The sequence below is a fragment of the Clostridium sp. D33t1_170424_F3 genome (assembly GCF_015667585.1).
GTDB lineage: Bacteria > Bacillota > Clostridia > Oscillospirales > Acutalibacteraceae > Anaeromassilibacillus.
In genome coordinates this window covers 283,381-298,500 of sequence record NZ_JADPEG010000001.1, presented here as the reverse complement: position 1 = coordinate 298,500, position 15,120 = coordinate 283,381, and the positions used below count along the sequence as shown (strand labels likewise).

14 protein-coding genes and 2 tRNA genes are annotated in these 15,120 nt (G+C 52.1%); 13 read left to right on the top strand and 3 right to left on the bottom strand.

What is annotated here, in order from left to right:
- Positions 1 to 327 precede the first annotated feature (327 nt).
- From I4V53_RS01470 to I4V53_RS01455, 4 genes are all read left to right on the top strand, one after another.
- Positions 328 to 843, top strand: coding sequence for an HD domain-containing protein (locus I4V53_RS01470; protein ID WP_195983630.1), 516 nt, complete (start codon positions 328 to 330; stop codon positions 841 to 843).
- Positions 844 to 1,087: 244 nt separating this feature from the next.
- Complete coding sequence (locus I4V53_RS01465; protein WP_195983629.1) at positions 1,088 to 1,573, top strand: CYTH domain-containing protein; 486 nt, start codon at positions 1,088 to 1,090, stop codon at positions 1,571 to 1,573.
- Positions 1,574 to 1,710: 137 nt separating this feature from the next.
- A complete protein-coding gene (locus tag I4V53_RS01460; RefSeq protein WP_195983628.1) occupies positions 1,711 to 2,031 on the top strand; it encodes a hypothetical protein in 321 nt (106 codons plus the stop codon).
- Between the two features lie 75 nt (positions 2,032 to 2,106).
- Positions 2,107 to 3,207, top strand: a complete 1,101-nt coding sequence (locus I4V53_RS01455) for a DUF362 domain-containing protein (protein WP_195983627.1) — start codon at positions 2,107 to 2,109, stop codon at positions 3,205 to 3,207.
- 48 nt (positions 3,208 to 3,255) lie between these two features.
- On the opposite strand, the gene I4V53_RS01450 is transcribed toward I4V53_RS01455, so the two are convergent.
- From I4V53_RS01450 to I4V53_RS01440, 3 genes are all read right to left on the bottom strand, one after another.
- Positions 3,256 to 3,435, bottom strand: coding sequence for a hypothetical protein (locus I4V53_RS01450; protein ID WP_195983626.1), 180 nt, complete (start codon positions 3,433 to 3,435; stop codon positions 3,256 to 3,258).
- A gap of 106 nt (positions 3,436 to 3,541) precedes the next feature.
- Positions 3,542 to 3,778 (bottom strand): hypothetical protein, encoded by a 237-nt coding sequence (locus I4V53_RS01445; RefSeq protein ID WP_195983625.1) that lies wholly within the window; start codon positions 3,776 to 3,778, stop codon positions 3,542 to 3,544.
- 76 nt (positions 3,779 to 3,854) lie between these two features.
- Positions 3,855 to 5,045 carry a glycosyltransferase gene (locus I4V53_RS01440; RefSeq protein ID WP_195983624.1) on the bottom strand — a complete coding sequence of 397 codons (1,191 nt, stop codon included), beginning with the start codon at positions 5,043 to 5,045 and terminating at the stop codon, positions 3,855 to 3,857.
- A 346-nt stretch (positions 5,046 to 5,391) separates the two neighbouring features.
- Here I4V53_RS01440 and hprK point away from each other — a divergent pair, with 346 nt between their 5' ends.
- From hprK to I4V53_RS01395, 9 genes are all read left to right on the top strand, one after another.
- Positions 5,392 to 6,360: an HPr(Ser) kinase/phosphatase gene (gene hprK / locus I4V53_RS01435; protein ID WP_195983623.1), complete on the top strand. Its 969-nt coding sequence runs from the start codon at positions 5,392 to 5,394 to the stop codon at positions 6,358 to 6,360.
- Between the two features lie 56 nt (positions 6,361 to 6,416).
- Entirely contained in the window at positions 6,417 to 7,169 is a 753-nt protein-coding gene (locus I4V53_RS01430) for a phosphatase (RefSeq protein ID WP_195983622.1), read from the top strand.
- Between the two features lie 67 nt (positions 7,170 to 7,236).
- The gene (murB, locus tag I4V53_RS01425) at positions 7,237 to 8,145 is read left to right on the top strand and encodes a UDP-N-acetylmuramate dehydrogenase (RefSeq protein WP_195983621.1); all 909 of its coding nucleotides are present in this window, start codon (positions 7,237 to 7,239) and stop codon (positions 8,143 to 8,145) included.
- A gap of 42 nt (positions 8,146 to 8,187) precedes the next feature.
- Positions 8,188 to 9,045 carry an RNase adapter RapZ gene (rapZ, locus tag I4V53_RS01420; protein ID WP_050697846.1) on the top strand — a complete coding sequence of 286 codons (858 nt, stop codon included), beginning with the start codon at positions 8,188 to 8,190 and terminating at the stop codon, positions 9,043 to 9,045.
- A 24-nt stretch (positions 9,046 to 9,069) separates the two neighbouring features.
- Positions 9,070 to 9,996, top strand: a complete 927-nt coding sequence (gene whiA / locus I4V53_RS01415) for a DNA-binding protein WhiA (protein ID WP_195983620.1) — start codon at positions 9,070 to 9,072, stop codon at positions 9,994 to 9,996.
- Positions 9,997 to 10,016: 20 nt separating this feature from the next.
- The gene (locus I4V53_RS01410; RefSeq protein WP_195983619.1) at positions 10,017 to 13,508 is read left to right on the top strand and encodes a DNA polymerase III subunit alpha; all 3,492 of its coding nucleotides are present in this window, start codon (positions 10,017 to 10,019) and stop codon (positions 13,506 to 13,508) included.
- Between the two features lie 164 nt (positions 13,509 to 13,672).
- Positions 13,673 to 14,641, top strand: a complete 969-nt coding sequence (pfkA, locus tag I4V53_RS01405; RefSeq protein WP_195983618.1) for a 6-phosphofructokinase — start codon at positions 13,673 to 13,675, stop codon at positions 14,639 to 14,641.
- Positions 14,642 to 14,969: 328 nt separating this feature from the next.
- Positions 14,970 to 15,045: transfer RNA gene (locus I4V53_RS01400), tRNA-Trp, on the top strand.
- Positions 15,046 to 15,049: 4 nt separating this feature from the next.
- A tRNA-Asp gene (locus tag I4V53_RS01395) sits at positions 15,050 to 15,120 on the top strand.

Sequence of the window (15,120 nt, the reverse complement as noted above, 5' to 3'; positions counted from 1 at the left end):
AGTTATGAACAGGTTTAAAAGCGTTTTTGACGTAGATGGACTTTTGCTGAAAGTTTGCCCGGTACAGCTGGAAATATGCGAATTTGTAAACAATTTTAGAACGCAAGCGTTTGGCAGCTGGACGGCTTGTACACAGACGAGTTGTAAAAACAGGAAATTATTATAGCACTGAAGTTTGGCAAAAAACAGCGTTTTTTAAAGTTTTTCCAGTCGTAAAGAATCTTACACATTTCTTACATTTCGTTTAAAAGACTTTTAAATTCGGATGATTTTTGTTTTCATATGATATACTGCTTGTATGAAGATAAACGATAAGGAGTAATGATAATGTGGAATCAAATAAACCTGTCCGAATTTCAATCTTGTATACAGGACCTTTTAAATATGCCGCAGGTGAGTAAAATGGAGCAAATAGACCAGCATGTTAAGGACGCAAACTGTTTTCAGCACAGTATTTTTGTTGCATATATAAGCTTTATCATTTGTAAGAAGATGGGGCTGGATTATGTTTCGGCGGCACGGGGCGGTCTTCTGCACGACCTGTACCTTTACGACTGGCGAAAAAGGGAAAGCCATACGGGGAACCATATGACCATGCACCCTGTTACAGCGCTTTGCAACGCCATGCGATTGACATCTCTGAACGACACGGAAAAAGATATTATCGTCAAGCATATGTGGCCGTTGACGCCGTATTTGCCTCGCTATAAAGAGAGCTTTATTGTCAGCAGTGCGGATAAGCTGTGTGCGCTTGCGGAGATTTTCCGGGTGTACCGTTGGATGGAGGTGGACCGGCACCTTGACTTCCTGCCAAAGGAGAATGTGATCTCCTGTCCGGCGTAATATATCTGTGTTTACTTGGGGAAGTATGCTATAATAACCTCACGGCGTAACCAAAATCAGAGATTTTGACGCCTGAGAGAACATTGTTCCGTTGTGACGGAGGCTGCGCCTCTTAATGGAATAATAACCTCACGGCGTAACCAAAATCAGAGATTTTGACGCCTGGGAGAACATTGTTTCGTTGTGACGGAGACTGCGCCTCTTTAGAAGTAGAATGAATGCAGATAAATTAAGGAGGATTACAATGCAGGAAATTGAAAGAAAGTTCCTGATCTCTGATTTTCCGGAATTGCCGCTGTTGGAGGAAGCCGTTGTTTGGCAGGGATACCTCAGTACGCAGCCGGTAGTCCGTATACGGAAAAAAGAGTCGGCAAATGGAACGGATTATGTGCTGTGTTTTAAAGGGAAAGGAACTCTTTGCAGAAAGGAAATCGAACTGGATCTCTCTCAAGCCGTGTTTGATGAATTACAGGAGCTTTTGGAAGCGCCGATGATCCGGAAGGACTACAAGGTCTACGCACTCGACGGTTACCGGTTGGAGTGCAGCTTGGTGGATTTCGGTACGCCAACGGAATTTCTGTTTGCAGAGGTGGAATTTGCGTCGATGGAAGAGGCAAAAGCGTTTGTACCACCCGCGTTTCTTTCCAATGAGGTGACAGAAACCCCCTATTATTCCATGGGGCGGTACTGGCAGAGAAAATGTGAGGCGCTCCGTTCCGATAAAGAGTAAAAAAGCAGGCTTGGATGCTGTTTATTGCGCACTTAGGGGCAGGATGCTGCATATTTTGAAAGAGAAGACCGTATATTAGATTGCCGTACCGGATGTTTTCGGTACGGCATTGTGTATTTGGGAAAGGGGAACAAATAATGGTTGACGGTAAATACAGTATCACCATGCAGACGCCAATTGGCCCGGTGCGCGGTATGATTACACTGGTGACGAACGGGGAAAGGCTCAGCGGCGTTTTGGAAGCGATGGGAGGGCGGCACGAGTTTTCCGGTGGATCGGTACAGGGAGAAGAGTGCGTTTTTTCCAGTGAGGTGCGAACGTCGTTTGGAAAAATTCATCTGAACGTCAAAGGAAACGTACAGGGCGACGTTTTCCGCGCGACAGCCCATACACAGATGGGTGTGATCACCGCGATGGGGCGAAGAATGCAGCCGGGAGGAAACCGGAAAAATGTCTAAATCGGATTGTCATACAAAATTCGATTTGTTATAATACAAAGAGGAAGAAAATGAATCAATCAGGAGGAAAAACATATGGAGAAGTCCAAGGTATATTTTACGGATTTCCGGGCCAGCATGAACCAGAACCTGCTGCAGAAGCTGGAGAAGCTGGTAAAGAAAGCTGGAATCGGGCAGATGGATTTTCAGAATAAATTTACCGCCATTAAAATCCATTTTGGCGAACCGGGTAATCTGGCTTATCTGCGGCCCAACTACGCGAAGGTTATCGTCGACATTGTCAAGGAGAACGGAGGCAAGCCGTTCTTAACAGACTGCAATACGCTTTATGTCGGGCGGCGCAAAAACGCGCTGGATCATTTGGATTCTGCTTATGAGAACGGTTATAACCCGTTTACAACAGGCTGCCATGTGATCATTGCGGACGGTCTGAAAGGGACGGATGAGGCGTTGGTTCCGGTGGCGGACGGAAAATATGTCAAGGAAGCCAAGATCGGCCGCGCGGTAATGGACGCGGACAATCTGATCACGCTGACGCACTTTAAAGGCCATGAATGCACGGGCTTCGGCGGCACATTTAAAAACATCGGCATGGGCTGTGGTTCCCGCGCGGGAAAAATGGAGATGCACAGCAGCGGCAAGCCGTTTGTGGAACAGGATTTATGTGTGGGCTGCGGTTCCTGCCAGAAGAACTGTGCGCACTCCGCTATCACTATCACAGACCGTAAAGCCAGTATTGACCATAATCGTTGTGTAGGCTGCGGCCGCTGCATCGGCGCCTGCCCGGTGGACGCTGTGAAATCGCCCGACGATGAGGCAAATGATATTTTGAATATGAAAATTGTGGAATATTCCGCAGCGATTCTGCGCGAAAAGCCCAGCTTCCATATCAGCCTGATCTGTGACGTTTCGCCTTACTGCGACTGCCATGCGGAAAACGATCTTCCAATTATTCCGGACGTCGGTATGCTGGCATCCTACGATCCGGTAGCGCTGGATATGGCCTGTGCGGATCTCTGCAATCAGCAGCCGGTCACGCGCGGCAGCATGATTGACGGTTGCCCGGACGGCGACCACTTTGATACAACTCATCCCACAACCAACTGGCGCATTACGGTGGACTATGCCGAAGAAATGGGACTTGGCAGTAAAGCATATGAATTAATCCATATTTAAAAATAGAACCGGTCCGGATACCAATATGGTATCCGGACCGGTTCGCGTTTAGGACTCTTCGTCCGGTTCGTGGTATTCTGCAATTTCGCGCAGGTCCTGAAATGAGTGAATGTCGGCAGCACGCCGGTTGATTTCTTCCTTCATTTCCAAAGGGAGCTTGTCAAAATAGTTTGCTGCCGCAATGTCCCCATTCATTCCCCTGTTGTAACCGCCGTATCGGTTATCCATGCAAGCACCTCCACAGCTAAGATTGTATGCAGCTTGTCTGTTGTATGTGCATACGGTCTTATTTTCTGCGGAAAAAGAGAAAACATGGGAGGTAACTTTTTGCATTTTATCCTGCGTTTTCCATATCAGAAACGGGAGAAAGCATGGAGAGCACTTCGTCTACGGATTTTCCGGATCGCTGCACCGCGTCGTACAGGATGCAAATTTCCGCCTCGCGCTTTGCGTTGAGCAGCTCCCGCTTTTTCTCTTCCAGCTCGACGATGGTCTTTTTCCATCGTGTGATCTGCATCTCCACTTTCATGATCTCTGTGTCGAAGTCCATTCCTCTGCGATTGCGTGCCATAGGAAACATCTCCTTGTCCATCAAGTATTATGCTTCCAGTATGGACCAAAAAATGGGATTTATTCAAACAACAGGGTCAACCGTTTTGTTTCGGTTTTTGCAGAGAAAAAGCGATAGCGGACTGATAGCACTCTTCCAGCGCAATGGCCTGATTCGTATCTGTCAGGCTGGCGGCTGTTTTGCGAATCAGCTTGCGCATCAGGATTTCTCCGTCGGCGTCGAGCTGTGCAAGCTTTTTAACAAGCTCTGCAAACTCCTGATCCGTATGATATGTAAATCCGTTGACGCCGCTGATGACCAGGTCTGCGTTGGCGCAGTCTGCTTTCAGCAGGACGGGCAGTCCGCTGGCGATTGCTTCCAGCGGAAAGGATTCCATGGTGGGCGATGTGGAAGCGCTGACAAAAGCCTTACAGACAGAATAACAGAGGTTCAGATCGTCGCGCGTCAATCCGCCGGCAAAGGTAACGCGGTCGGTTATTCCAAGGACCTTTGCCCGCTCCATCAAAAGGGAAGCGTCTTTTCCGCTCCCGATAAGGACAAGCTGCAAATTGTCTTTGACCGAAAAAGACCGGCTCCAGAGCTCCAGCAGATCAGAAAGGCGGTTTGCCTCAGAAAGCTGCCCGGTATATACAAAGCCGGCCTTGCCGCCGGTGAGATGCAGGCGGGCGCGCATGTCCTCTTTTGCCGTCTGGCTGCCGGCCAGGATGGGCTGAAACAGCTCGGTATCGACGCAATAGGGGATCATTTGCACTGTGTTGTCCGCAAAAGCTTTTACAATTTCCTTGTTTTTTTGGGAGGCAGTTGTAATCAGGTCCGATGCGGAAACAATCTTTTTAAACAGGAGCTGGCATTGCTTTTTGTTGAGCAGGTCCAGAGCCTTATTGGTCTCGTATCCGTAAAGCACATCGTGCAGATTGTGCAGCGTACAAACAACGGGCAAACTGTTTTTCTGTGCGTATTTCAAGCCGGCGGCGCCGATTTCCGTGATGGTATGGATGTGGATAAGATCCGGCGCAAATTCGTCGATGTAAGGGAAAAGAGCGGACGTTTTTCCCATCCGCGCGCTTTGCCCGCAGACATTGGAACTCGGTTTGGCGGGGCAGTAGACAATATTGTCCTGTTCATAGCACTCGTCCGTCTCCAGGTCGGAGGTTACGATTAAGACCTCATGACCGCGCTTGGCCAAACCCGCACGCAGGATGGAAACATGTGCGGCGGACGCGTCGGTTGGGGTCAGATAGGATTCCAAAAAGATGGCAATTTTCATTCTTTCACCTGTCCTGTATCAATCGCGCTGAAACGGCCAACGTTTTTTGACCGGACAGCAGGGAAAACAAATTCATTTCCGTCTGTAAATCATGGACGGTTATTTTATTATACCATAAAGAGGCGCAGCCTCCATCACAACGGTACAATGTTCTCTCAGCCGTCAGAAGCTCTGCTTCTGCTAACGGCGTGAGGTTATTATACCATAGAACCTCCCTTCTTCAACAGAAAATCCGTGGCATAATTTTAATAAATCTCTTTAAACTTGCCCCATATTGATATATAATAACAATAGTACAGTCCTTTCCCGATGCGGATTTTGTTAAAAAGAGAAAGCAGGTGTATCAATGCCAACAAGTAATTTCAGTGTGTCTTTGTCCAAAGTGGTGGAAGAGCTTTCTTTGGACGTGATCAACATGTGCGGGGATCCCGATAAAATTATGATTTCCTCCATGGATGTGAACCGTCCGGGCCTGGAGCTCAACCATTTCTTTGATTATTATGATACCAACCGAATCGTCATTTTGGGCAACGCGGAAACCGCCTTTTTAAATTCCATCCCTGCGAAGCAGCGCAGGGACGTTCTGGACGAAATGTTTTCCAAGAAGCCCCCGGCAGTCATCATCGCGCGCGGGCTGGAGCCCCCTCCGGAATTGCTGGACGCGACTAAGAATAACGATGTGCCGCTTCTCGGCACGCAGGAGACGACTTCCAGTCTGGTGGCGGCGCTGGTGCAGTTTATGAACGTCGAGCTGGCGCCCCGCATCACGCGCCACGGCGTCCTGGTGGAGGTATACGGCGAAGGGATCCTGCTGGTGGGAGACAGCGGCGTCGGCAAGAGCGAGACCGCGATTGAGCTGATTAAGCGCGGGCACCGGCTGATCGCGGACGACGCGGTGGAAATTCGCCGGGTATCCGCCAAATCCCTCGTCGGCTCCGCGCCGAAGAATATCCGTCACTTTATCGAGCTGCGCGGCATCGGTATTATCAATGCGCGCCGGATTTTTGGTATGGGCGCCGTCAAGGTGACGGAAAAAATAGATATGGTCATCAACCTGGAAATCTGGGACAATAAGAAGGTCTATGACCGTATGGGCATCGACAGCGAATATACGGAGATCCTCGGCATCAAGGTGCCGGTTCTCACCATCCCTGTCAAGCCCGGCCGAAATCTTGCGATCATCATTGAGGTTGCCGCGATGAACAACCGTCAGAAAAAGATGGGCTATAATGCCGCGACGGAACTGCTCGCCAGCCTCGGCATGGACATTTCCTCGCTGCAGGAGGACGAGAAAAAACTGGATCTCGACCTGTAAAAAGGTTCTATGCGGTTTTACATTCCCGTAGATTTAGTGAATGAACAGGAGTTAATATGAATATCATTGCAGATACACACTGCCACACGCTGGCTTCCACGCACGCCTACTCCACTCTGACAGAAATGGTGCATGCGGCGGCCTGCAAGGGCCTGTACGCCCTTGCCATTACGGATCACGGCAGAATGATGCCGGGCGCGCCCGGGCGCTGGTATTTCCAGAACCTGGTGGTCATACCGCATAAGCTGGAAGACGTTCTCGTCCTCCGGGGAGAGGAATGCAACGTTGTGGACTACGAAGGCGGTACGGACCTGCTGGATGCGGACGTTGGGAGCCTGGACTGGATCGTGGCTTCCATGCACGAACCCTGTATGCCGGAGGAAGCGCCGACGATGGAGGCGGTTACGAACGCATGGCTGGGCGTCGCCCAAAACCCGCATGTCAACGTCATCGGGCACAGCGGCACGGAGCGGTACAAATACGATTACGAGCGTGTGATTCCGGAGTTCGGCCGGCAGGGAAAGCTGGTGGAGCTGAACGAATCCACCTTCAGCAACCGCAGAAGTTCTGTGAAAAACTGCGTGCAGATTATGAAGCTCTGCAAACAGCATGGCGTGCCGATTGTGGTCAACACCGACTCGCATTTTTCATCCCGTGTGGGCTGCTTTGAGAATGCGCTGCGTCTGCTGCAGGAGCTTGCGTTCCCGGAGGAGTTGGTGGTCAATTCCAGCGTGGAGCGGTTCAATCAATATCTGCGGACATACACACATGTATTTGAAGATCCCCTGTTGGAGCTGAAACTGATCTGACGTTCGTCCTGCCTGTTTCTCAAACGGGCAGGACAATCCATATCATTTATTTCAGAAAGGAATACCGATGGAATTGATGAAAGAGCTTGCGAACAAGGCCCGCGCGCTGGGATGCGCCGTTTCCCTTCAGGAGCCGATGTGCCGCCACACGACCTTCAAAATCGGAGGCCCGGCCGACCTGTTTGTAACCGTTTACACAGAAGAAATGCTGTCCGCGTTTTTAAAAGAAGCGCAGGAACAAAAAGTGCGCACGATGCTGCTGGGCAACGGCTCCAATCTTCTGGTGAGCGATGAAGGCATCCGCGGCGCGGTGGTTTTCCTGGACGGCGATTTCTGCAAGGCCGGAGGAAAAGGGGAGACCGGGATACAATGCGGCGCGGGGCTTTCTTTGATGGGACTCTGCAATTTTGCCAAAGACCGGAGCCTGACCGGGCTGGAATTCGCATGGGGGATCCCCGGCTCCACCGGAGGCGCTGCGTTTATGAATGCGGGCGCGTACGGCGGGGAGATGAAGCAGGTGGTGACCTGTGTTCATCATATTGCGCCGGACGGGACGGCGGGCTGCCTGCGTGGAGAAGAGCTGCAATACGGCTACCGGCACAGCGCCTATATGGAGAACGGCTGCGTCATCACGTCCATTGAACTGGAGCTGCAAAAGGGCAACGCGCAGCAAATCGCGCTGCGGATGGAGGACTATTACAACCGGCGCAAGTCCAAGCAGCCGCTGAATAAGCCCAGCGCCGGCAGTGTCTTCAAACGCCCGGAGGGGCATTTTGCAGGTACGCTGATCGAACAATGCGGGCTGAAAGGCCGAAGGGTCGGCGGCGCGGCGGTCAGTGAAAAACATGCCGGTTTTATCGTCAATCTGGGCGGCGCGACCTGCCGCGACGTGCTGAAACTGATCGAGGTGATCCGGGAAACTGTCTTAAAGGAGACAGGCGTCACATTGGAATGCGAGGTTCGGGCGATCTCTTAACGGATACGGCAGGAAGTGCTGCGAGAAAGGATAGTGCATGCTATGGAATTTTTAATTGTAACAGGGCTTTCGGGAGCGGGAAAATCCAGGGCGGTAGACGCGCTGGAGGATATCGGCTTTTACTGTGTGGACAATATTCCGCCGAAGCTGATTTCCACCTTCTATGATCTGTGCGAAAAGGCGGAAAACACGTTTACACGGGTGGCGGTCGTGACCGACATCCGCGGCGGGGATATGTTCAGCAGCCTCTTTGAAACGCTGGACGAACTGAAGAACGAAGAAAAAGCATATAAGATCCTTTTTCTGGATGCCAATGATTTTGTGCTGATCAACCGGTTCAAGGAGACAAGAAGAAAACATCCGCTGGCGGAGAACAACCTGGGTTCCCTGGAGCAGGCGGTAAAGCTGGAGCGGGAGATTCTGCGTTCCGTGCGGGAAAAGGCGGACTATATCATCGATACCTCCTTCCTTTCGCCTGCGCAGCTCAAGGAACGCATCTCCAACCTGTTCCTGGGGGATTCCTCCGATGCGTTGATGATCCACTGCGTGTCCTTTGGCTTCAAATACGGCATCCCGACGGAAGCGGATCTGGTTTTCGATGTGCGCTGCCTGCCCAACCCGTTTTACATTGAAGAGCTGAAATATCTGACCGGGCTGGATGAACCCGTGTATTCTTATGTCATGAAGTGGGAACAGACCAAGGGCTTTGTCAAGCGGTTTATCAGCCTGATCGACTATATGATTCCGCTGTACTGCAACGAGGGGAAGAGCCAGCTGGTCGTGGCCATCGGCTGCACGGGCGGAAAGCACCGTTCCGTCGCTCTGGCCCAGCTTCTGTACGACCATTTGCTGGAGGACGGCAGGCGCACCAGCGTCAATCACAGGGATATACGAAAATAACGAACGGCGACAGGTGGTGAGGCGATGTCTTTTGCATCGGATGCCAAAAATGAAATGTGTAAGGTTATGCCGCAGAACTCCTGCTGTCAAAAGGCGGAGTGCTACGGTTTGCTTTTATTTGGAAGAAGTTTTTCAAAATCCTCTGTCTGTATGGTGACGGAGAACGCCGCTGCCGCGCGCCGTCTGGCGCTGCTGGCCGCGCAGAGTATCGGCGTGATCGCGGATGTGCGCAGCGTGCTGTCCCATAGAAAAGAAAATAAAAACACCTTTACGATTACGATAGAAGGGGACAACCAGCGGCAGATGATCCAGGAGCAGTTTGGGCACACCTTTGATGAATTGAACCTGCGCATCCGCCGGAGCAATCTGCCGAACGAGTGCTGCGTCGGCGCCTTTCTGCGCGGCGCATTTTTGTGCTGCGGGTCCGTGACGGACCCCAACAAGGATTATCATCTGGAATTTGTGGCGCCGTATCACAATCTGGCGAAGGACCTTGTCACACTGCTGGAGGTCTGCGGGCTGGATTTACAGCCCGGATTGACGAATCGGAAAGGTTCTTTTGTGGTATATATCAAGGGCTCGGAACGCGTCACAGACCTGCTGGCCTTTTTGGGAGCGCAGGCGGCGGCGATGGAGCTGATGCAGATCAAAATGCTGAAGGAGGTCCGCAACAGCATCAACCGCAAGACCAATTTTGAAACGGCAAATCTGGACAAGACCGTGTCCGCCGCGACAAAGCAGATGTTGGCGATTCAAAGGATTGCGGAAACGACCGGTCTGGGCGAACTGCCGGAAGAATTGCAGGAACTGGCGGAATTGCGCCGGCAAAATCCGGACATGTCCCTGCGGGAGCTGGGGCAGATTCTGGAGCCGCCCCTCAGCCGTTCCGGCGTGAACCACCGCCTGCAGCGTGTTGTGGATTTTGCCGAACAGCTTCCGGACCGGTCCTGAGGGAAGAAGGGAGGAATACGATGTTTGCACACCTGCATTTACATACGGAATACAGCCTGTTGGACGGCGCGTGCCGAATCAACCGGCTGCTGGACGCCGCGGCGGAACGCGGTGACAAGGCGGTTGCCATCACGGACCACGGCGTCATGTACGGCGCGGTGGATTTTTATAAAGCCGCCAAGGCGCGGGGAATCAAACCGATCATTGGCTGTGAAGTTTATGTGGCGCAGCGGACCCGGTTTGACAAAACCAGAGAGTTGGATTCCGAGCACCGGCACCTGGTTCTCCTCTGCGAAAACAACACGGGGTATCAAAACCTGGCGAAGATTGTATCCCAAAGCTGGACGGAAGGCTTTTACAGCAAGCCGCGCGTCGACTTTGAGCTGCTGGAGAAACATCATGAGGGATTAATCGCGTTGTCCGCCTGTCTGGCGGGCGAGGTTGCGCGCGCGCTGACATCGAACGACTACGACCGGGCGAAAGAAGCGTCTCTGCGCTACCAAACGATTTTTGGTCCGGATAATTTTTATTTGGAATTGCAGGACCACGGCATCCGGGAGCAGAAGATGATTAATCCGCGCATCATCCAGTTGTCTCAGGAAACGGGTATCCCGCTGGTCGTGACAAACGACTGCCATTATATCCGGAAAGAGGACAGCAAGATGCACCACATCCTGCTGTGCATCCAGACGAACCATACCGTGGAGGACAAGGACGGCATGGAATTTGCCTCCGATGAGTTTTATTTCAAGTCGGAGGAGGAGATGCGGGCGCTGTTCCCGGATCATCCTGAGGCGGCGGACAACACCTGGAAAATCGCGGAGCGGTGCGAAGTGGAATTTGAGTTCGGCAAGACCAAGCTGCCGCGCTTTGAAACCCCGAACGGGCAGGACAACGTCAGCTATTTCCGCGAAAAATGTTATGAAGGTCTGCACCGCTACTATGGGGAAAATCCGGAACAGTCCATTGTTGACCGGCTGGAATACGAGCTTTCCACCATCGAAAAGATGGGGTATGTCAACTATTATCTGATCGTATACGATTTTGTCCGCTATGCGAAAAGTGTCGGAATCCCGGTTGGCCCGGGCAGAGGCTCCGGCGCGGGAAGTTTGGCGGCGTATTGCATCGGCATCACCGGTATCGATCCGTTAAAATATAACCTTCTGTTTGAGCGGTTTTTGAATCCGGAACGCATCAGCATGCCGGACTTCGATATTGATTTCAGCGACGAGCGCCGGCAGGAAATGATCGAATATGTCGTGCGCAAGTACGGAAGCGACCATGTGGCGCAGATCGTTACCTTTGGCACCATGGCGGCGCGCGGTTCCATCCGGGACGTGGGGCGCGCAATGGCGATCCCATATGCGGCGGTGGATGCGATTGCCAAGCTGGTGCCCATTGAACCGGGTACGAACGTTACGTTGGAAAAGGCGTTGAAGGTCTCGCAGGAGCTGCGCCAGAAATATGATACCGACCAGCAGGTGCATGACCTTCTGGATATGGCGCGCCAGCTGGAGGGCATGCCCCGCAATGCGTCCACCCACGCGGCGGGCGTTGTCATTACGGACCGGCCCGTCTATGAGTATGTACCTTTGGCGAAGAATAACGATTCCATTGTAACGCAGTATACCATGACCACGCTGGAAGAACTGGGACTGCTCAAAATGGATTTTCTTGGCCTGCGCAACCTGTCTGTGATCAATGACGCACAGGAGATGATTCAGAGAAAGAGCCCGGATTTCCACATCAATAAGATTTCCTATGACGACCGCAAGGTATATGATATGCTTTCCACCGGCGCGACGGACGGCGTGTTCCAGTTTGAATCGGCCGGCATGCGCAGCGTCATTATGCAGCTGCGCCCGGAGCACCTGGAGGATTTGATCGCGGTTATTTCTCTGTACCGCCCCGGACCGATGGAATCGATTCCCAAATATGTGGAATGCCGCCACCATCCGGAAAAGGTGCGGTTCCGCCACCCGCTTCTGAAGGACATACTGGACGTGACCTACGGCTGTATCGTCTATCAGGAGCAGGTTATGCAGATATTCCGCAGCTTGGCGGGGTACTCCCTGGGGCGCGCGGACATCGTGCGCCGCGCAATGAGCAAGAAAAAAGCCTCCATTATGGAAAAGGAACGGCAGATTTTTATTTACGGCTTGACCAATGACGACGGCACAATTGAGGTGGACGGCTGTATCCGGCGCGGTGTCGACGAATCCACAGCGATCGCAATCTTTAACGAAATGGAAAGCTTTGCATCCTACGCGTTTAATAAATCCCACGCGGCGGCATACGCGACGGTTGCCTATCAGACCGCCTGGTTAAAATACTACTATCCGCGCGAGTACCTTGCAGCGCTGTTGACCAGTGTGTTGGACAACACCAATAAGCTGTCCGCCTATATCGCGGAATGTATGCGGCTGGGGATCAAGGTTCTGCCGCCGCATGTAAACCAGAGCGGCAACGGTTTTATCGTATCGGGGGAGGACATCCGTTTCGGCCTCTTGGCGGTGCGCAATCTGGGCAGAGGATTTATCAGCGGCCTGTTGCAGGAGCGGGAACAGGGCGGGCCCTATACGTCCTTTTACAATTTCTGTAAGCGGATGTACGGCAAGGACCTGAACCGACGTGCGTTGGAAAGTCTGGTTAAATGCGGTGCCTTGGACAATTTGGGCTATAACCGCAAGCAGATGCTGGAAAGCGTATCCTCCGTTCTGGATTCTTTGGACGCGGACAAACGGCGCAATGTGGACGGACAGCTCGGCTTCTTTGACAGCCTGCTGCCTCAGACGGCGGAAGAGGAGTTCAGTATCCGGCCGATGGAAGACCTGAGCATTGCGGACAAGCTGGCGATGGAAAAGGAAGCGGCCGGTATGTACCTTTCCGGCCATCCGATGGCGGCGTATCTTGGAGAATACGAAAAGATTCATGCGGCCAAAACAGGCGAGCTGCTGGACGGCGCGCAGGAGGACAGCGGCCGGTACAGGGACGGCGACAGAGTGACGCTGCTGGGAATATTGACCAAGGTGCGCATGAAGGTAACCAAAAGCAACAGCACGATGGCGTTTGTTACATTGGAGGATATGTTCGGTTCCATTGAAATTTTGGTATTTCCCAGCACGTTGACCCAATATGCGGGATTGGTCGCAGAAGGGACGATTGTGCAGATAAAGGGGCGGCTCAGCGTCCGGGAGGATGAAGACGCGAAACTGGTCTGCGAGCAGGTGCTCCCGCCGCCGGGACAGTCGGAAGAGGGCGGCGCAGCGGCGCAGAAAAAGTCCAAACGGCCCGGGTACTATATTAAAGTGCCAAATCAGGAAAGCCCTCTTTATGACAAAGCAAAAAAATATCTGGCGGTTTTTGAAGGTCCCACACCGCTGTATATTTATTTTAATGAGACAAAGAAGCTGGTTTTGGCGCCGGCCTCCATGCGCGTCAGCGTGAACGCCGTCCTGACGCGGGAGTTGAAAAAACTTCTGGGGGAGGCGAATGTTGTCTTAGTAGAATGATGAGTAAAAAATCCATATAGCGGGTCGATTTATCCATAAAATCATCTTGATTAATTCTTGCAAGTTACGCTATAATAGGGATAATTGGAGAAAGAATCCAGTCTTAGCGTTTTTTGCGCTGCTTTCATCAATATTTTGGAATTATTGTCTAGGAGGATGCGGTTATGAGTATGAAAACAATTGCTGTTTTAACAAGCGGCGGTGACGCCCCAGGAATGAATGCGGCTGTACGCGCGGTTGCGAGAACCGGTTTGACGTCCGGAATGCGCGTTTTAGGAATTCACAGAGGCTATCATGGCCTTTTGAACGGCGATGTGTTTGAAATGGACCTTCGCAGCGTTTCTGATATCATTCATCACGGCGGTACAATGCTGTATACCGCCAGAAGCAAGGAATACAATACCCCGGAGGGCGTTCAGAAAGCGGCTGACATGTGCCGCAAGCTGGGCATTGAGGGTGTGGTCGTCATCGGCGGCGACGGTTCCTTCCGCGGCGCGCGCGACCTGACCGGCGCTGGTATTCCGTGTAACTGTATTCCCGGAACAATCGATAACGACGTTTCCAGCAGTGAATACACCGTTGGATTCGATACCGCGATGAACACCGCCGTGGAGATGGTGGACCGCCTGCGCGATACGACAGAGTCCCACGACCGCTGCAGCGTGGTTGAGGTAATGGGCAGACGCTGCGGCGATTTGGCGCTGCAGGTCGGTATTGCAGTCGGCGCGACCGTTATCCTGGTTCCGGAAGTTCCCTATGATTTCCAGAAGGACATCATTGACCGGATGCAGTTTACGCAGAAGACAGGCAAAAAGCATTTTATTATTGTGGTGGCGGAAGGCGTCGGCGGCGTGACGGAGCTTGCAAAGAAGATCGAAGCGAGTACAGGCATTGAGACCAGAGCGACCGTCCTGGGCCATGTACAGCGCGGCGGTTCTCCGACCCTGCGCGACCGTGTCGTTGCAAGCGAGATGGGTTATAAGGCGGTGCAGCTGCTCAGCGAGGGCAGCAGCAACCGTGTGGTTGTTGTACGCAATGGCAAGGTTACAGACCTGGATATTACGGAGGCGCTGGCAATGACGCGTCCGTTTAATAAAGAGCTTTATGATATTGCTCTGAAAATTTCCATCTGATTTTGAACCGGGTAAAGCCTCTGGAAAAGGGCACAGTTCTTTTCCAGAGGCTTTTTTATGAATGTCTTTAGGCGGTTAAACGCAGGAAGTGCGAAACAAAAACCATCTGCTATTGAACTGTTTCAGAATCAAAGAATCGTTCATTCGCGGGTGATGTTGATTCCTGTGGCGATCATCCAACGAAGGTCTGCCCATTCTAAAAAGCGCTTCTAGAAAGCGCTTCCAGCATGAATCTGCAAGAAAATATAAAAAAATTCAAAAAATGTATTGACAGATCGCGCAAGTGATGGTAATATAATATTCGCGCTTGAGAGTACCGCGAAAAAATAGGGGTATAGCTCAGTTGGTAGAGCAGCGGTCTCCAAAACCGCGTGCCGAGGGTTCAAGTCCTTCTGCCCCTGCCAATACGGCTCGGTAGTTCAGCTGGTTAGAACGCTAGCCTGTCACGCTAGAGGTCGACGGTTCGATCCCGTTCCGAG